The sequence below is a fragment of the Sphingomonas sediminicola genome (assembly GCF_014489515.1).
GTDB lineage: Bacteria > Pseudomonadota > Alphaproteobacteria > Sphingomonadales > Sphingomonadaceae > Sphingomicrobium > Sphingomicrobium sediminicola.
Genome location: NZ_CP060782.1, coordinates 444,642 through 461,398 on the forward strand (window position 1 = coordinate 444,642; position 16,757 = coordinate 461,398).

Genomic DNA, 16,757 nt, shown 5'->3' on the forward strand with positions numbered 1-16,757 from the left:
CTGCGGCCGGACAAGGCAAGCTCCCGCTGGTCCAGATTTCGACCTTTGCATTCATGCTGAAGAATTTGGTCCGGCAGCGCGGCCTTCAAAGAATCGCAGGACGAGTGCATCTCACCGGGACCGGGATGGCGATGCCGTACGCACTCTTCAGCGCGTCCGGCGAAGTGCGGTCTAGCATTGTCGAGGACCTGGCGCAGGGGCTCGAGCTTGCCGAATCCGGGCACCATCCCGAGTTCGTTGCCGATGCGACGGTTTGGAGCTGCGCAAGCACTGAGGAAGGGACGCTCACGCAACGGCGCAGATGGGAAGGCGGTTTCCTCGCGACCTCCTTGCGGCAGGCCCCGAAATTGATCCTCAAGTCAGTTGTGAAAGGCGACGTCAGGGGCGTGCTCGCAGGCCTCGACCTACTTGTGCCGCCGCTCGCGCTCTTCGCGCTCTTGAACGTTGCCGCACTGGCGATTGCCTCGCTCTTGTCCTTGGCATTGAAGCTGGATTGGTGGCCGGTTCTCCTTCAGCTCGGCCTTCTCGTCGTGGCGCTCCTGGCGATCTTCGTCGTCTGGCTGCGTGAAGGACGGCAATTCATTTCCCTTGGAGTGCTGGCGCGACTGCCTCTCTATGCAATGTGGAAGGTGCCGATGTACCTCGGCCTCGCCAAGCGCGGGGCCCCGGGGATTGGCTCCGGACGGGCCGCTGAGGGTTAGAGTTTCCGGATCGCGACCATCACGGCAATCACGCATCCGGCAAGCGCCAGCACGACGGCTTCTCTGAGACCGAACGTTAGGGACAGCTTTCTCATTCAGTTCACCGCAACGCTCGAGCCAAAGTTGTCGTTGAACAGCCGACCCATCTGCATCGCAGACTTGCGCGCATCGAATTCCGCCAGCACCTTTGCCTTGCCACGCTCGGCAACGGCCCCGCGAAGCGCCTGATCGTTCAGCAACCGCTCGATCTGTCCTGCGAGTTGGTCCCAGTCCGAAGGCGCGAAGAGCAAGCCGGAGAGCCCATCGTCCACAAGCTCGGGAATGCCCGCGACCCTACTAGCGACGACGGGAACGCCGAGAGCCATGGCCTCCATCAGGACGATCGGGAGACCCTCCATGAAGCTTGGCAGAGCAAGCAGGTCACTTTGCGCAATCTCCGCCAGTGTCCGCTCTTCCGAAAGCCTGCCCAGAAACGTCACTGCGCTGGCGATTCCAAGTTTTTCCGCGAGAGCTTTCAACGAAGCTTGATCAGGTCCGTCACCCACCAACCGCAGCCGGATGTCGGCTCGTGCCTTGTGAAGTCTCGAGAAGGCCCGAAGGAGTCCGGCCTGTCCTTTCTCGGGAGAGAGTCGTCCGACACAAATGATGGTCTTTGCTTCGGAGTCCCGCGGTCCGCTTCGCGGCAGTTGATCGAAGGGAGCCCGCAGCGGACGACGTGCATCCTTTCCCAATGCTCGGGCGCTACCAGCCGCATTCCCTGCGCCCTTCCGAAGAAGGAGACGCAAGCGACAAACTCAGCAGCTTCGATCTTTCGGCCGAGCATGAGGCCGGCCGGATAATCGGTTTCAGAAATCCCATGCATGGTGAAGCTCCACCCGATGCCTAGCAGGCGGGTGGCCAGTAGCCCGACGGTCGCGGCGGAGTTCGCAAAGTGATTGTGAAGATGCTCCGTATTCCGGAGGCGCAATTCACGCGCAAGCAATACGCTTTCCGCGAAATGGGCGAGCCCAAGGAACAGCCCGCGGGCCCCCGGAGCACGATGGCCAAGCGCCAAACCGAACGTCTTCAGATAGGCGGCGGGCCGGGTGACGAAGGTTGCAAGGTTTGCGGCGGCAATCGCCAGCGGCGACTGTGCGAGGACATAGAAAGTCCGACCAGCTTCGGCCTTGTCGGCATCGGCGCTGGCTTCGCCGGAACCGGGCTTGCGGATGCTGAAGGTATCGATGGCGACGCCTTGCTCGCGCAACGCCTCGACCTCGCGCCGGATGAAGGTATGCGAAGCTGCCGGATATTGGCTCGTGAGATAGGCGATGCGCATTTCCGGCCCCTAGCTCAGCGTTTCCGTGCGTAAGGATCAAGCGCACGCCGCATTGCCGAGTACCAGCTGTTGCCGCGATCGTAGAATTGCGCCTGCAAGCCAGCACAGGCGCGCTGCTTCGAGGCATACAACTGGGGGTCATCGCTCAGCTTCACGATGGCTTCGCGATAAGAAGCGGGGTCGTCGGGTTTGGCTTCTACGGATGCGTCGCGCAGATAATCGAGCGCGGGGCAGACCGCGGAGGTCACCAATGGACGCGCTGCGAGAATTGCCTCGGAGCAGGTCATCTCAAAGCCCGCCTCATAGTTCGTCCGGGTCGGAACGATGCAAACGTGGCTGGAGCTCATCAGTTCGCTGACCTTCTCCGGATTGCTGAAGCCGTGGCACATTACCACGCCTTCTAGGCCAAGGTCGGTAACGCGTTGGCGGAGTGCCGCTAGCGCGCCGCCGCTTCCGCAAATGTCGAAGCGATACTCCCCCGGCCGCGCAGCTTCGAGCGAGCGTGCAATCTCCACGATATCGAAGACGCCCTTGTTCTCTTCGATCCGGCTCATGAAGAACGTCCGGAACGGCCGCCGCGGCAAATCATCGGGCGGCGAGATGTCAGCGAACTGGGCCGGCGAATAGGTCGGCAGGTGATCGAAGATCGGTACCCGATCCTTGTCGCGGCCCAGAAGCTGCTCGATCTGCCCGCGAATATCCCGCGACGTCGATAGAATGCCCTTGGCGTGACGCAGGATGAAGATCCGGTTCAACTCCAGCAGAAAGCGCCACGATTTCTTGACCGGTCGGAACTGCGGCCAAAGCACCGCGTGATAGGAAATGACGATCTTGGCGCCGAGCCAGCGCACCGGGCGAGCGTCCACCAGAAGTTCTGGTTGCCCGTGAGCATAAGAATATCGGGCCTGAACCGGAGCAGTGTCGGCAGGAGTCGAAGGTGCCAAAGCAGTTGTGCTAGATAATAGCGGGCCCCGCCCGCAGAAGTGATTGGGCGGTTGTCAAACGTGAACGATCCGAGCTTCGTCACTCCCGGCTCATTGCCGTACCAGGTGACCACATAGCTTGCCGCGTCGAGGTCGGACGCAACCTGAAGGAACTGCTTCAAATAGTCCGTCCCGAAATATACTTGCGCCTCGGCCTTGGACCATTCGCGATAGATCTCGGCCGCGTTCGCGGGACCGCTGAGGAATGCGATCTTCAATCGCTTTTTGATCATTTAGCCCCGCCCCCGCACAATCATCCTCGCGCCATCAGCCAAACCGCCAGCGACCCTCCGATGCCTTCATCGATCATGCGCTGCGGATCGGAAATCGGCGTCCAGCCAAGCTCCTTGCGCGTACGGCTCGTGTCGAACACGGCCTTCTGGGTGCGCGACTCCCAATCTGCATAGCTGGGAATTCTGCCGCCGTCGGGATGGCCGACCGCGAGCTTGATGGGCCATTTTGCAAAGTCCGCCAACCAGAACCGCCAGATCGGCCGTGGATGGACTTCGACCTTGTAGCCGGCGAGACGTTCAAGCCCGGCGATATAGTCGCGCGCTGAAAGCAGCGGAATGTCGACCAGATTATAGGCTCGGCCTTCGACTCCGGGCGCTTCCATTGCCCGGATCAGGCCCGACGCGACATCTTCGACGAGGACCAGCGGCAGCTTGTTGTTGCCTTCTCCCCACGTTTCAACGACGCCTTCCGACGACCATTTGCCAACCCCCAGTGGAATGGATTTCCGCCGCGGCCGATGACAATCCCGGGACGTGCGATAACGACCGGAAGGCCGTCCGCGCGATGCATGTCGGTCAGCAGGTTTTCAACCGCCGCCTTGGCACGTGCGTAATAGTTGCGGCGCCTGATGTTCGGATCGAGCGGCGTCCGCTCGGTAATCGTGCCAGCGCGGCTGCCAGCGTAAAGTGAATCGATCGTGCCGGTGTAGATCAGCCGCTTGATACCGTGCTTGAGACAGGCGCGGGCGAGCGTTCGCGCCGGCTCAACTTCGCGCTCGATGAACTGGTCCCAGGTTCTGGCGTCCGACGTGGCGAGGTGAAACACAAAGTCGATACCCGCGAGTATGCGCTCGAGATCTTCCTCGGACCGCATGTCGGCCCGCACGATTTCCAGGCGATCGCTACCGAGCTCTTCGAGCGGGAGGCTCGATCCACGCGCGGCCGCTCGCACGGCATGGCCCTTGTCGAGCAACTGCTTGATCAACTGGCGCCCGATGAAGCCCGTACCGCCCAAGACCAGGATCGTCGGTTGGAGCCCGGGGAGGGGCCGACCCGGGTGGTCTCGACGCGGCCCTTGAGCTTCGCCTTCCGGATGATCGTCTCGCAGGTTTCGATGACGGATCGGCCCGTTTCGCCAGTAATCCGGCTATCCAGGCCTGCAGGCGAGCGCAGCCCGTCGTAGAAGGCCGCGATGCTGTTCATGATCGACAGCTGGTACGGGTTGCCACGGCGGCGCAGCTTGGCCTTCGTCAGAATGTAATCGGCAAGTGTCGAGCGGGCCTGCGCACTCACCTGCGACGCAATCGAGACGCCTCGCTTGTGCCGGTCGAAATCGGGACTTGCGGGTGTCCGCCTGTCGATCGTGCAGATGTTCGAATCCAGGTCTGCGAGCGCAGTGCCGAGGAGGCCCCGCACGGCGATGGTGCGCTGGGGAAATCCCGGCCCAAGCTCGATATTGATGTCGGCTGCGGTGCGGCCGACGCGCGTGTGAATTCGCCAGCGGCGGTAAGCGCGTGCTCCACCTGGCAGGACGATGTCGCGATCGGCAGCAACCTGGATTTCATCCGGAACGCCCAGCAGGTCGACGAGTCCGGAGACCGGATGTGGACCGATTTCCAGCAACGCATTGCCCGGCTCGCGGAGCATCCAGTTGCCGAACGGCCCGAAGCGAATGAAGGCGAGCTCCGCAAAGTGGTTGAACGTCACATGGTCAAGCGGTCCAAGATCGCCGTTTCGCACATGGTCGCGCAGTCGCTGGAATGCGCCTTCGAAAAGCATGCTGTGGTTGACGCCGATCGTCAGGCCCTTCGCACCGGCGAGATCAAGGAGATCGCGCGTCTCCTCGGCCGAAACGCACATCGGCTTTTCGATGAAGACGTTTGCTCCAGCCTCGAGCACCACCTTCGCAAGAGGGTAATGCAGATCGGGCGGTACCAGCAGGTGGACGACGTCGACGCGCTGTTCAGCCAGCAGGGTCTGCAGCGAGGAATAGGCCGGAACGCCGAGGCCGGCCGCGAACGCCTTCGCGACGGTCGCGTTGGAATCGCAGACTGCGACAAGCTCGACCTCGCGCGCGTTCTGGATTCCGCGCACGTGGAATTCGGCAATGTAGCCGGTTCCCACGATCGCTGCGCGAACAGGTCCGCCGGTCACGACATTTGGTGCGGTCAAGCCTGGGCTCCCTGGCGGATTGGGTCGGCGGACGGATGTGCGCGGGAATTCCCGGACCTGTCCAGAACGTCCTCGAAGAAGTCAACGTACTTCCCGGCGACAACTTTCCAGCTGTATCGGGCATGCGCCCACGCTGCCGCTTCGGCATCCACCATGGGCTTGGTCAACGCGTTCCGGATCGCATTCTTCAGGGCCGCTTCCGACGTCGTGTCGACAAGCATTGCGTGATCACCGAGGATCCAGCGCGTGACTTCATCGTCATGCGCGACGATTGGAATTCCGCAGCTCAGCGCCTCGATGTAGACGTTGCCGAAGGACTCCTGAATCTTGGTATGCAGGAAGAGATCGGCGCTCCGGTAAAGATCGGGCATCTGCTCGTGACTGAAGGTCGTGCGAAGGAAGCGCCCGGGAAGCCGCTCAGCAGCAAGCCGGTCCACCTCGTCGCGCAGCGGACCGTCACCTGCGACGACCAGAAGGGCATCCGGAACGCCGGCGACTGCCCGCATAGCTTCGATGACCCGTTTGCCGGGCTCGAGCGCGCTGACCATCAGGATGATTTGACGGTCGACCGGAAGGCCCAGTTCGGCCCTGCGTGCCGGCCCTGGAAGGAAGCGTAGCGGATCGACCCCGTTCGGAATCAATGTCGAATGCCAGCGCGCGCTATTGCGCTCATAGTAGAGCGGATTGGTGCAAATCAGTCCGTCACAGGAGAAGAAACGCGGTTCCGGCCCCCGTTTAAGCGCGGGCCAGTCACCGTTCTGAGTCACGAAGACATGGGCGGGCCGGCCTCCGCTGCGCCGGCGGCGCAACGCCCAGTTTGTGTAGGGATAGCTGCAGGTCATTGTCACATCCGCCTGCTCGACAATTGGCAATCGCAGCAGGCCGGCCGCGAAGGTCAGTTCCTCGTACATGAACTCGTGCCGGAGGAACGGAAGCTTCGGCCAGTGCTCGAACCGCTCTCGCGAAACAGCGGGACGTGGACGAAGTCATAGGCGCGGCCGGGCCGGACCTCACCGGAGCCAACTAGAGTGACCTGGTGGTTCCCAGCCGCGGCGATTTGCTGCGCGATGGATTCGAAGACGACTTCGGCGCCGCGGCCGAACCGGTGCAGGCCAGGAAGAGCGAATAGGATGCGCATGGGCCTAGCGGTGATCTATTTCGACGCCGACCGAGCCAAGCAGCTTGCCGATTGATTGCAGGATCTGCGCGAGACAGAAACGGAACTGCGGCTTTTGCCCACGGGCGAGCCGCGACAATTGCCGCATTATTGCTCGCGCCAGCGACGCGCTGCCGTGAACGAACATACGGGACCGCTTCATTCCACTCTTGATGCAGGCAAGAGCGGCGCTGTTGCCATGCCAGAAGTGGACGTAGAGCTGATAGCCGAACGTGGCGCGCTCCGCGGACTCGTTTTCGTAAACGAACCCGTCTTTCGAAAATCTGATCGACAGCCCTGCCGCCCGCGCCGCGCGGAAGAAGACCATATCCTCTCCGCCGATCACTCCAAATTCTGGGGAGAACCGGATTTTGGGATGATCCCTCAGCCACTGGCCAGACATCATCGTGTTGAACGTTGCAGCTGTCGGCATTTCGCTCGCGTCGGAGAGTTCTTCGACGCCAAGATCGAGGAACGGCTGTTCCGTGATCCACCGCGGGGAGTTTTCGGGAACACGGCGGACCATGCGTCCGGTAACCGCATCGGCTCCTGTTTCCTGTTGAAGATTGAGCAGCGCCTCCAGCCATTGCGAAGGCGGCTCGCAATCGTCGTCGGTCATGGCGATCCAGTCGCCGAGATCGAGGGCGGTCGCGACTGCAAGATTGCGGGCCAGAGAGATATTTTTACGGCCGGAAATCCGATACTCCAGCCCAAGCTCGAAGCGGTCGGCAAAGGCGTCCGCAACGACGCGTGCCTGTCCGTCAGGTGTGTCGTCCACCAGCGCGACGCCCACGGCCGCACGATCCCGGACCTGCTCGGCACACACCAGCAGGGCCTCGAGCAGGCGCGTGAGCAATTCATTGCGCTTGTAGGTGCAGATGGCGACCGCAATGGCCGTCCTCCCCCTATCGCTAGCATGAATTCTCCTGCGCTACCCTTGGTCCCGGTCTAACCGTTCGGCTTGTGGGGCGCCATTTCGAAATCTGCCAACGGGTTAGCCGTGCCAGAATCGGACGGTCGCCGATTGTCAGACCTTGCCAGCAATTTGCAGGAGGAATTGCGGGATCATGCCCTGGATTCCACCTCCAATTCCAAGCAGACGCGTAATCTCTCCAATCGCCAGAGCAGTCGCGGCAAAGGCGAAGGTGAGCGCGAGATCATCGCGACCGAAATGCAGGTGCTCCTTGTGGCTCAGCATCCAGAGGGCCGCATATTTCACGATCTCGCCCAGGCTGATGACAGCAACGGCTCCCATGAAGCCGAAATAGTGAAATGCCAGCGGGACCCCGATCAAATAGCTGATCAGCTTCGCCGTGTTGGAAAGCGCGGGGTAGGCGGGGCGGGCCAGCCCATCAGGATGGAATCGTTCGTCGAGGTCAGGATTCCGAACCAGACCCCGACGCAGAGAACAGGAAGGATCAGGCCTGCCTGCTGGTAACGCTGGTCGTAGAGTAGATCGACGACGATCCCGGAGATTGCCAGAAACGAGCCTAGGATGACTGCGGCGGCCAGGAGCAATGTCCGCCTGCCATGAAGCAGCTTCTGCCGGAGTTCCGGAGGCGCGAGACCTGCCGCAGCGACAGTCGGGAAGAGCACGAAATTGCTCGCCCGAGCTACGAACAGGCTGACCATATCGGCCAGGCTTCGTGCGATACCGTAAACGCCGAGTTCCGAGAGGCTGATCACCTTCGCGAAATAGAGGCGATCGAAATTCATGGCGAAGAAGTAGACGATCGACGAAAGGAACACCCACTTCCCGAACTTCAACAGTTGCCGGGCGCTCTCAGGATCGATCATGAATCGGTGGCGCATACCCGGGATGAAGAGGAAGCTCCCGATCAGCGTCGCTGCCCCAGTGATGACGCTTCCAAGCACAAGCGCCCAGACCGTCGGCGTGAGGATCGCAAGCACGACATGAGCGACCAGCGAAACAACGCCGATGCCAATGTCGAAAAGATTGATGCGAGCGACCTGAAGCTGCTTCTGGATCAGTGGGCGAGCTGTGGAATCGAACCCGGTGAAGACAAAGAACAGCGAGGCCACCGGCAGGATCGCAGCCAATTCCGGATATTCGAAGAAGCGGGCAAGCGGGACCGCGAGCGCCATGCAAATGGCCGCCAACACAACTCCCCTGACGGCCTGCAAAGTCCAGGCAGTATCGTAGAAATCGGGATGATCGCCACGCGGGTTGCTGACGATGTTCTGCATGATCCCGACATCGGAAAGCAGCTCGACGCCGGTCCGGATCGAATTCACGACTGCCATGAGCCCGAATATTGGCGGCGCGAGAAGCCGGGCGAGGATGACGTTGTTGGCCAGCCGCAGAAGCTGAGCGCCGCCGTAGCCAACGCTCATCCAGCCCAGGCGGACGACGATCGACTTCGGCACGCCCAGGAACATCAGTGCTTCATTCCCCCTTGGCCCGAGACCGGATCGTCCGTTGCCAGTCTAAACTCGATCGTGCCCGGTCTCACAATGGACAGCCGGGCTAGTGGCAATCAAGAGAATAATCCGTGAGTTGCGGAGGGGCACGCAACCATTGGGTTCGCTGCGAAGGCCGGGCGAATTTTAAACGATTCCCTGCAATGAAAAGCGCTTACCGACCGGACTGAGCGGCGATATGATCGTTCATCGGATCGAGTGGGGAGCTAGCGGGCAGCAACTGGCGTGAAATGGATCTTCCTTCTTGCGCTGATTATCGGGACGCCCGCGCTTGCGGGCTTCTTGCGGTCGCAGCCGCGCTATATCGTGCAAGCCTGCTTCGTCCTTGGCGCTACGATGTTTTTCCTGGCTCCGCGGCTATGGGCCGCGCCAATCGCCTGGCCGCTTTGGCCGGGTCTGGCTAGGGGCATCGAAGTCTCATTTGTCGATGCCATTTCGATCGCGCTGATCGCGTCGACGAAAAGCGTTCGAATACCTCTCTCGTTGAAGCTGGCGTTCGGGATCTATTGTCTAGCTGTCCTGGTCTCGACCTTCGTCGCTTACCAGTGGATCCCGGCGACGTTTTACGCCTGGCAGCTCTTCAGAACCGTGCTCTTGTTTATCGCGGTGGCACATGCTTGTGCGACCGTCGAAGAGGCTCCCGTCGCCCTGATTTCCGGTCTCGGCTTCGGTCTGATGATCGAGGCTCTGGTCGTGATCTATCAATATGTGACGGGAAATCCGCGACCCGGAGGAAGTCTCGGCCATCCGAATTTCATCGGCCTCAGCCTCGATTTCGTGGTCTTTCCCGCTGTCGCCCTCATGCTCGGAACCCGCCGAACCTATTGGCCCGCAGCGACCGCGGGTGCCGGGCTCATCATCGCCGTGCTCGGCGGGTCTAGGGCTACGATGGGACTGCTCGCCATCGGCGTGATCCTCACCGTGATCCTTTCGATCCGCCACGGGAAGACGTCACGCAAGAATGCTTTCGCAGGCATGCTTGCCATGCTGCTCATCGCGGCCGTTCCGGCGATGTTATGGGCGGCCAATCGTCGGACCGATGCCGCGAAGGAGTCGAGCGACTACGAGCGGTCTGCGATGAAGCAGGCGGCCAAGATGATAATCGCCGATCATCCGTTCGGCGTGGGCGCCAACCAATATGTCCTGGTCGCGAATACGGGCGGATACTCGCAGCGGGCGGGTGTCGCCTGGAACGAGGACAATCGCGCCGCCGCGGTGCACAGCACCTATTATCTCGTCACTGCGGAAATGGGCTTCCTGGGACTGGTCGGATTCGCCGCGACGCTCGTGTCGATTATCGTTCTCGGGTTCCGATTGCTCAGGCGGCATGTGGCCGGCGAACATGGTGAACTCGTTCCGGGCCTGCTCGCGACGATGATCGTCGCGGTTGCGCACATCTCGTACGAATTCGTCTTCATGGACTTCGTGCTGCACTATCTCTTTGCGATTTCCGCCGGCCTTCTCGTGGCGATCGCGGCACGTTCCAGATCGGCAGCGAGGAGCGGTGTGGCGCGCGCCATTCCCGGCGGCGCGCTGGCGCAGGCGAGCTAAGCCGCGTGCGTGACGAACGGGCGATGGACAGTGACGCGACGGACGAACAATCCGTAGCCCCGATCCAGGCTCAGCCCAGGCTGTCCACCCGAATCCCGGTTCTCGACGGTTGGCGAGCGACGAGCATCCTGCTTGTGCTGGGTGCGCACCTGCTCCCGCTGGGGCCGAAGGTCCTTGAACTCAACGAATTGTCCGGCGCCATGGGAATGGCGCTTTTCTTCACTCTCTCCGGCTTCCTGATCGTGCAGTTTCTGGCGGCCGGCGCACCCCTTGGCATCTTCGTAATGAAGCGCCTCGCGAGGATCGTGCCCTTGTCCTGGGCTGCCATGCTATTCTTGGTCCTGTGGCACCAGTACGACCCGGTAACGGTCGCCCGGAACCTGCTTTTCGTCGCGAACCTTCCGCCGGTCAGCCTGCTGATCGGCGGCGAGCATCTCTGGTCCCTTTGCGTCGAGATGCAGTTCTACCTGACGGTCGCGACGATCTGCCTTCTTTTCGGCCGGCGCGGCCTCTATCTGGTGCCCGTCCTTGCGATTGCAGTCACCAGCGCCCGGATTGTCGCGGGCGAGCACATCAGCATCGTCACCTGGCACCGCGTTGATGAGATCCTCGCCGGCGGCACCATCGCGCTCGTCTACGCAGGATGGTTCGGGGAACGCGCGTCCGGCATCCTCAGGAAACTGCCAGTCTGGCCATTCGCAGTCGCGTTGATCGTCTGCAGCCATCCCGATGCCGGGCCGCTGCAATATCTGCGGCCCTATGCAGCCGCGATCCTGGTCGGCTCTTCGCTAACGGGCGCGCCGGCATTCCTGCAGCGGATCCTCGTGTCTCGGCCGATGGCCTATGTGGCTGAGATTTCCTACGCCCTCTACGTCATTCACGGCGTGCTCTCGCATACCTGGCTCGGAAGCGGCGAGCGCCTGGAAAAATATCTGAAGCGGCCGCTACTATTCGGGCTGACGTTCGCTCTTGCGCATGTTTCGACACGCTATTTCGAGCAACCGATTACGAGGAGGGTCCGAGAGTTCGGGAAGCGCCGCCAGGCGGCGAGGCTGGCTACGAATCCTTCTGGTCGCGCAGAAGCATCTCGCCCTTCCGGATGACGATCTCGTCGATGTTCTCGAGGAACGGCTGGCCGAGCAGCGAAACATCGGCGCCCTGAACGACAACGGCCTTGGCGTTGCTTTCACGAATTGCGCCAAGCTGGATTTCGCTCAACTCGACATATTGGCCGCGCACGATCCCGGACGCGCCTTGACCGATCAGCTCGTATTTCGAGGGGTCCACCTCGATGCCGATTTTCCGTGCATCGTCTTCCGTAAGCGCGATCTCGCTGGACCCGGTGTCGACAAGGAAATGGACGCTGCGACCGTTCACCTCGGCATCCGCGTAGAAATGACGGTCAGAATTGCGCTCCAGCGTGACTTCGATCGCAGCCGGACTGATCGTCGGGGCATCGCTCTTGTGAAGCGGCCAGAACACGCCAAGCGTGGCGCCGCCAGCGATCGTTGCCAGGAAGAGGACGCGTTCGATCATCGCCCGGTTTCAGATTGGACGTTCACCGAGGACATTCCCGGCCTGTGTGTAGCGGCAGACCAGAAAGTCCTCGTTGCGCCCGCGCTCGAGAGCGCAGCCAACTGCACCGGTCTTCTCCCAGATCAGCTGAGTATAATGGCCGACATCCTCGACGCGGCCGGTGCGGCTGTTGTTGGGGAAGACACCGGCCTTGTAGGCGCGCTTCTCAGAGGCCCACAAACCGACCATCGCTTCCGGTTGATAGTAATTGACCGTGCCTGCCCAGAGATTCTCGCCTTCGGGGCCCGACCACCAAGGACTGTCCGGCGAATGCTCGAACTTGCCGGTTCGGGCGAGATAGCGAGCCCAGTCGCGCGCTGAGCGCGCAAGCACCGGATCCCAGCTAAGGGGGCAGCGCCGATTGCATCCCGCTCACGATTTTGCGCGGCGAGGAGTCTCTCATCGAAGTTCTGCCGCGGTCCGACGCCGCCCACGAGCATTGGACTGGCCGAAGCCAGTGCAAGTACGGCGGCAACGCGACGCAGGCGCGAAAGAGACATGGAGCAACCTCGGTTGAGCTCCTGTCTTTTCGCAGGGGATGGTCACCAAAGAGTTTACGCGGACGATGAATTGCGGCCGCGATACGGAATTCGCGTCAGGATGCGCGCTGCTCGTCGTCAGACACGATCACGACCTGATCGCCCCTGGAGACCTGTCCGTACAGCTTCTGGGCGAATTCAAGCGGCACGCCGATGCATCCGTGCGTCGCGGCTCCCCACCGAACGTCGCTCCCGTGGATCGAGACGCCGTCGTTCGTAAGTCTCAGGGTATAGGGCATCGGTGCATCCCCATAGGTCACGGACTTGTGGTCCTTGATCTTGGCGATCACCGGAAAGACGCCGTCCGGAGTTTCCTTCTCTTCGGCACCGTAGAGGATCACGGCCGTGCCAATCTCGTGCCCGGCCCGGAAAACCGAAATCAGCTGTTGCTTGAGGTCGACTCGGACCCAGACCGGTCCTTTTGGAACGTTGCGGTCATTCCAGATGAAGTCGCCGTAATGCATCCGCTTTGGGACATTGAGGATCGACTGGACGTCGCGGTCGATGGCGCCTTCAGCATGAGCCTGGAACAGCTGCGCCTTCGTCAGGAAGATGCGATCCTTTCCGCCCCATGTCGGAAGTTCATCGTCCGTTGAGGCAACCGGGGCTGGGCGCTCGATAATCCGGCTCGACCATGCCGCAGCGGCAGCCGTGGTCAATCCCGCGAAGGCGAGAGCGACGACCATCCCGCGTTTCATGATGCTATCCTGTGACGATCGCTGCGACGGTGCGGCGGCGCCGGCGCATCACCCAGCCGGTCAGTCCAAAGCCGAGCAGCATCGTTGCCCAGGTGCCGGGTTCCGGAACCGCCGGCGGCGGAGGCGGAGGTGGCGGCGGTGGAGGCGGCGGCTCTTCCGGCGGTGGCGGTGGATTCGGGCCTCCGCCTCCACCTCCCGGTGGCGATGGAGGAAACAAGATCCCGCCCCCTCCACCGGGTGGCGGAGGGACGAGCAGCGGCCCGAGCCCGCTGATGGTCGGGGCAAATTGTGCCGGCTCCTGGAGCGTCGGGGCCTGCGGTGCGATGGCCTCGATGAATTCCTTGGGTGGCTCAGGCTTTGTGATCTTGCCGAGCGCACGCTGCTGGGGCGCCGGGGCCGCAGCCTTCTTCGTCTTGGTCAGCTCGCCCTTGGTCCGGTCGCCCGGCGAACGATCGGCCATCATCGCAAGGAAGCTCTTGGCTGTCTCGAACCCGGGAAGGGACGTTTCCACGCCCATGTACGCGGCAATCGACAGTGGAGCGGCGAGGACAATGGCCACCGCCCCGCTGACAGCAAGCGCCGTGTTCCGCCTCTTTGCGGCAGCAAGCTTCTCGCGGCGGGCGCGGCTAGTCGCGCTCAGACGCCTTCGAGATTGGCTTGGGATACGTTTGGCCGCCATGAAAATCCCTGAAAAGCGAGCCATCCACGCGCTCAAAAATACGTGCACGACTCCAAGTAACCATTAACTCAAAATTAAGCTCCCGAATCAACCGAAGAGTTTAATTCGTCCCGATTTTGAACAGAAATGTGTCGAGCTGGCGCAGTATCATTCAGCGGGATTTGGCCGGCTGCGCAGTGAACGATATGGCTGTGCGATGAAAAGCCTTGTTCAGCCTGTCATTCTCGCCGGTGGTTCCGGCACTCGATTGTGGCCCATCTCTACGGGAAACCGACCCAAACACCTCCTGGAAATGGTCGGCAAGGGGACGATGGTCGAGCAAACGCTCGATAGAGTGGGGGATCCCGACCTCTTCGCTCCTCCAATGATTGTCGGGGCGGCCTCCCAGGCGGACGATGTCGGGAAGCTGGCGCCGAATGCTCGGCTGATTCTCGAGCCCATTCCGCGCGGGTCGGCGGCCGCAGTCGCGTTGGCGGCACTAGCTACGGACGAAAACGCTATCATGCTCGTCCTTCCGAGTGACCATTACATCACCGATCCTGCGCCGCTGTACGAAGCAGTGCGGCGGGGTCTCCCGGCGGCTGAGGCGGGACATCTCATCACCTTTGGAATTGAACCCGAGCAGCCGGAGACCGGTTACGGTTACATCACCGGCGGCGATCCGATCGGCAACGGCGTGCTCGAAGCGAGCTCGTTCGTGGAGAAGCCCGCGAAGGAGGTCGCGGAGCAGCTTATTCGCTCGGGGAAGGCTTACTGGAACTCAGGCATGTTCATGTTCAGCGCGGCTGCGATGCGCCGTGAGCTCCAACGTCATGCGCCGGAAATCTATGGCGCGGCGAAAGCCGCGATGGAACGAGCCTCGGTCGAAGGTCAGGGAACTACGCCCGACCGCGACGCCTTGGCCGGCTGCCCAGTCACCTCGATCGACTATGCGGTGATGGAGCACTCGGACCGGGTCGCCGTCGTCCCCGTCCGATTGAGCTGGTCGGACGTCGGAAGCTGGGCGGCGGTCTTCGACCTGGCACCCAAGGATGCGGACGGGAACGTCCTGGGTGGAAGAGCGCACTCCCTGGGGAGTCGTGGCTGCCTGGTTCGATCAGATGGACCCGAAATCGTCACGATCGGCGTCGAGAACCTTGTCGTCATCGCGACCGCCGACCATGTGCTCGTGGTCCCGCTTTCCGAAGCCCAGCGCGTCCGGGAAGCCGCCGAATTGATGAAGCGGCGCTAAACCAATCGACAAGCAGGTCGATTCATGTCGGGAGCGATACAATTCGAGTTAGCGCAGTCCGTGTAATCCAATGCTTAATCGGATGTTTACGTTACTCTTACGGCGTTCCTCGTTTCGACTGTAAAAAACACCGACACGTCGCGGATAGGTCGCAAGACGCTTGTTGCTGCGACTCCGAACAGGTCACATTCTCACGGTAAGCTTCGTTAATTTCTAGACCCGGAGGGGGGTCATTCCTGATTTGCGCATGAATTTGAGGACGCTTGCCGCGTCACTAATGCTGTTTGCCGTTCTTACGGGATGCAAGGTTTCAGCCAAAGACAACTCGAGCCACGATACGACGACGTCCGACACAGCAGCGCCGGCCCCAACGCCAGCGCCGCCGCCGCCCACGTCGCCGACCCCAGCCCGAGCCTGCTCGGCGAAGCGGCGATCGCTTCGAACTTCGACTACAACTCCGAGTTGGTTCCGGCCGGTGGCAATGGCGCAATCCCGCCTTCAGCCAGCCCGGACGTCGTCGGAGCATTCCGCTTTATCTGTAATGCCGGCCAGGTGCTTCGCGACGATCCGATCGTCTATCCAGGCCAGCCCGGCAAGAGTCACCTTCACCAGTTCTACGGAAACACGGGCGCGAACGCGTCCTCTACATACAACTCGCTCCGCACCAGCGGCCAGTCGACGTGCATGTCTCCGCTTAACCGCTCGGCCTACTGGATGCCGGCGATGCTGGATGGAGCAGGCAACGTTGTCCGCCCAGACTTCGTGAGCATCTATTACAAGCGCCGGCCGAAATCCGACCCGAAATGCAGCCTCTCGAGCGGCGATCCGCAGGCTCAGGGCAATTGCGTCAATTTGCCGAACGGCCTGAAGTTCATCTTCGGTTACGACATGCTGACGGGCAAATCGCCGACCGGCTTCCTCTGGTTCAATTGCCAGGGACCCGGTTCCGTCCCCGGCAAGTACAAGACGCTTCCGGAGGCCGCGAAGAATTGCCCGGCCGGTGCGCAGCTGGGTGCAGTCATCGAGGCTCCGGACTGTTGGGACGGCAAGAACCTCGACAGCGCGAACCACCGCGATCACGTTGCTTACGCTAGCTATGGCGACTGGGGCTACTTCAAGTGCCCGTCGACGCACCCGTACGTCATCCCGACTTTCACTCTCGGAGCATGGTTCACAACGGACTCCAACGTGGGGAACTGGCGCCTGTCTTCGGACGAGATGCTCCCGAGCTTGCCGCGCGGGACCACCTTCCACGCCGATTTCTGGATGGCCTGGGATCCGACCGTGCACCAGATGTGGGAAGACAATTGTCTCGACAAGAAGCTCAATTGCTCGGCCGGCGATCTTGGTAACGGCTGGCAGATGAAGCAGTTCGCCGGCTTCACCTGGAACGCGAATCCACGATTGGTCGCGGTGCCGTGAGCTTGATGCGGCATCTCGCGCTCGCGTTCGGCCTTGTGTGGGCGGGCGCGGCGCAGG

At 61.7% G+C, this 16,757-nt stretch carries 20 protein-coding genes; 6 read left to right on the forward strand and 14 right to left on the reverse strand.

The window, feature by feature from the left end:
- The first annotated feature begins 53 nt into the window (after positions 1-53).
- A complete protein-coding gene (locus tag H9L14_RS02480) occupies positions 54-701 on the forward strand; it encodes a glycosyltransferase family 2 protein (RefSeq protein ID WP_187709098.1) in 648 nt (215 codons plus the stop codon).
- Positions 702-796: 95 nt separating this feature from the next.
- On the opposite strand, the gene H9L14_RS02485 is transcribed toward H9L14_RS02480, so the two are convergent.
- Positions 797-1,486: a glycosyltransferase gene (locus H9L14_RS02485; RefSeq protein WP_187709099.1), complete on the reverse strand. Its 690-nt coding sequence runs from the start codon at positions 1,484-1,486 to the stop codon at positions 797-799.
- A gap of 152 nt (positions 1,487-1,638) precedes the next feature.
- On the opposite strand from H9L14_RS02485, the gene H9L14_RS02490 reads away from it, so the two are divergent.
- Positions 1,639-2,052, forward strand: coding sequence for a hypothetical protein (locus H9L14_RS02490; RefSeq protein ID WP_187709100.1), 414 nt, complete (start codon positions 1,639-1,641; stop codon positions 2,050-2,052).
- On the opposite strand, the gene H9L14_RS02495 is transcribed toward H9L14_RS02490, so the two are convergent.
- From H9L14_RS02495 to H9L14_RS02530, 9 genes are all read right to left on the reverse strand, one after another.
- Positions 2,034-2,885 (reverse strand): glycosyltransferase family 4 protein, encoded by an 852-nt coding sequence (locus H9L14_RS02495; RefSeq protein ID WP_187709101.1) that lies wholly within the window; start codon positions 2,883-2,885, stop codon positions 2,034-2,036. The two genes, H9L14_RS02490 and H9L14_RS02495, sit on opposite strands and share 19 nt — an antisense overlap.
- 370 nt (positions 2,886-3,255) lie before the next feature.
- Positions 3,256-3,618, reverse strand: coding sequence for an NAD-dependent epimerase/dehydratase family protein (locus H9L14_RS02500; protein ID WP_187709102.1), 363 nt, complete (start codon positions 3,616-3,618; stop codon positions 3,256-3,258).
- A gap of 8 nt (positions 3,619-3,626) precedes the next feature.
- Complete coding sequence (locus H9L14_RS02505) at positions 3,627-4,220, reverse strand: NAD-dependent epimerase/dehydratase family protein (RefSeq protein WP_187709103.1); 594 nt, start codon at positions 4,218-4,220, stop codon at positions 3,627-3,629.
- Positions 4,217-5,407, reverse strand: a complete 1,191-nt coding sequence (locus H9L14_RS02510; RefSeq protein ID WP_187709104.1) for a Gfo/Idh/MocA family protein — start codon at positions 5,405-5,407, stop codon at positions 4,217-4,219. Before H9L14_RS02510 ends, H9L14_RS02505 begins: the two co-directional genes overlap by 4 nt.
- Positions 5,404-6,318 carry a glycosyltransferase gene (locus tag H9L14_RS02515; RefSeq protein WP_222949896.1) on the reverse strand — a complete coding sequence of 305 codons (915 nt, stop codon included), beginning with the start codon at positions 6,316-6,318 and terminating at the stop codon, positions 5,404-5,406. The genes H9L14_RS02510 and H9L14_RS02515 overlap by 4 nt, the downstream gene beginning before the upstream one ends.
- Positions 6,303-6,545, reverse strand: a complete 243-nt coding sequence (locus H9L14_RS14925; RefSeq protein ID WP_222949897.1) for a hypothetical protein — start codon at positions 6,543-6,545, stop codon at positions 6,303-6,305. Before H9L14_RS14925 ends, H9L14_RS02515 begins: the two co-directional genes overlap by 16 nt.
- A gap of 4 nt (positions 6,546-6,549) precedes the next feature.
- A complete protein-coding gene (locus H9L14_RS02520; RefSeq protein ID WP_343070274.1) occupies positions 6,550-7,485 on the reverse strand; it encodes a glycosyltransferase family 2 protein in 936 nt (311 codons plus the stop codon).
- 105 nt (positions 7,486-7,590) lie between these two features.
- Positions 7,591-7,818 (reverse strand): hypothetical protein, encoded by a 228-nt coding sequence (locus tag H9L14_RS02525; protein WP_222949898.1) that lies wholly within the window; start codon positions 7,816-7,818, stop codon positions 7,591-7,593.
- Between the two features lie 47 nt (positions 7,819-7,865).
- Entirely contained in the window at positions 7,866-8,963 is a 1,098-nt protein-coding gene (locus tag H9L14_RS02530) for an oligosaccharide flippase family protein (protein ID WP_187709107.1), read from the reverse strand.
- A gap of 267 nt (positions 8,964-9,230) precedes the next feature.
- Here H9L14_RS02530 and H9L14_RS02535 point away from each other — a divergent pair, with 267 nt between their 5' ends.
- Together H9L14_RS02535 and H9L14_RS02540 are read left to right on the forward strand one after the other, a co-directional pair.
- Positions 9,231-10,556: an O-antigen ligase family protein gene (locus tag H9L14_RS02535; RefSeq protein WP_187709108.1), complete on the forward strand. Its 1,326-nt coding sequence runs from the start codon at positions 9,231-9,233 to the stop codon at positions 10,554-10,556.
- A 5-nt stretch (positions 10,557-10,561) separates the two neighbouring features.
- Positions 10,562-11,659, forward strand: coding sequence for an acyltransferase family protein (locus H9L14_RS02540; protein WP_187709109.1), 1,098 nt, complete (start codon positions 10,562-10,564; stop codon positions 11,657-11,659).
- Here H9L14_RS02540 and H9L14_RS02545 read toward each other — a convergent pair.
- The 4 genes from H9L14_RS02545 to H9L14_RS02560 form a co-directional block, all read right to left on the reverse strand.
- Positions 11,613-12,092, reverse strand: a complete 480-nt coding sequence (locus H9L14_RS02545; protein WP_187709110.1) for a retropepsin-like aspartic protease family protein — start codon at positions 12,090-12,092, stop codon at positions 11,613-11,615. The genes H9L14_RS02540 and H9L14_RS02545 overlap by 47 nt on opposite strands.
- Positions 12,093-12,101: 9 nt before the next feature.
- A complete protein-coding gene (locus tag H9L14_RS02550; RefSeq protein ID WP_246444353.1) occupies positions 12,102-12,464 on the reverse strand; it encodes a CAP domain-containing protein in 363 nt (120 codons plus the stop codon).
- Positions 12,465-12,726: 262 nt separating this feature from the next.
- On the reverse strand, positions 12,727-13,368 hold the full coding sequence (locus H9L14_RS02555) for a L,D-transpeptidase family protein (RefSeq protein WP_246444355.1): 642 nt from the start codon (positions 13,366-13,368) through the stop codon (positions 12,727-12,729).
- Between the two features lie 4 nt (positions 13,369-13,372).
- Positions 13,373-13,927, reverse strand: coding sequence for a PEPxxWA-CTERM sorting domain-containing protein (locus tag H9L14_RS02560; protein WP_246444357.1), 555 nt, complete (start codon positions 13,925-13,927; stop codon positions 13,373-13,375).
- Positions 13,928-14,243: 316 nt separating this feature from the next.
- Here H9L14_RS02560 and H9L14_RS02565 point away from each other — a divergent pair, with 316 nt between their 5' ends.
- Both H9L14_RS02565 and H9L14_RS02570 read left to right on the forward strand, forming a co-directional pair.
- Positions 14,244-15,278 carry a mannose-1-phosphate guanylyltransferase gene (locus tag H9L14_RS02565; protein WP_187709112.1) on the forward strand — a complete coding sequence of 345 codons (1,035 nt, stop codon included), beginning with the start codon at positions 14,244-14,246 and terminating at the stop codon, positions 15,276-15,278.
- 300 nt (positions 15,279-15,578) lie between these two features.
- Entirely contained in the window at positions 15,579-16,700 is a 1,122-nt protein-coding gene (locus H9L14_RS02570; RefSeq protein WP_187709113.1) for a DUF1996 domain-containing protein, read from the forward strand.
- Positions 16,701-16,757 lie beyond the last annotated feature (57 nt).

Bases quoted from the DNA above. Each gene is read 5' to 3' on its own strand.
- H9L14_RS02480 (WP_187709098.1), top strand. From the start codon at position 54: ATGCTGAAGAATTTGGTCCGGCAGCGCGGCCTTCAAAGAATCGCAGGA.
- H9L14_RS02530 (WP_187709107.1), bottom strand. From the start codon at position 8,963: ATGTTCCTGGGCGTGCCGAAGTCGATCGTCGTCCGCCTGGGCTGGATG.
- H9L14_RS02555 (WP_246444355.1), bottom strand. From the start codon at position 13,368: ATGAAACGCGGGATGGTCGTCGCTCTCGCCTTCGCGGGATTGACCACG.
- H9L14_RS02565 (WP_187709112.1), top strand. From the start codon at position 14,244: ATGAAAAGCCTTGTTCAGCCTGTCATTCTCGCCGGTGGTTCCGGCACT.
- H9L14_RS02570 (WP_187709113.1), top strand. From the start codon at position 15,579: ATGCAAGGTTTCAGCCAAAGACAACTCGAGCCACGATACGACGACGTC.
- H9L14_RS02525 (WP_222949898.1), bottom strand. From the start codon at position 7,818: ATGGGAGCCGTTGCTGTCATCAGCCTGGGCGAGATCGTGAAATATGCG.
- H9L14_RS02515 (WP_222949896.1), bottom strand. From the start codon at position 6,318: ATGTACGAGGAACTGACCTTCGCGGCCGGCCTGCTGCGATTGCCAATT.
- H9L14_RS02545 (WP_187709110.1), bottom strand. From the start codon at position 12,092: ATGATCGAACGCGTCCTCTTCCTGGCAACGATCGCTGGCGGCGCCACG.
- H9L14_RS14925 (WP_222949897.1), bottom strand. From the start codon at position 6,545: ATGCGCATCCTATTCGCTCTTCCTGGCCTGCACCGGTTCGGCCGCGGC.
- H9L14_RS02500 (WP_187709102.1), bottom strand. From the start codon at position 3,618: ATGGAAGCGCCCGGAGTCGAAGGCCGAGCCTATAATCTGGTCGACATT.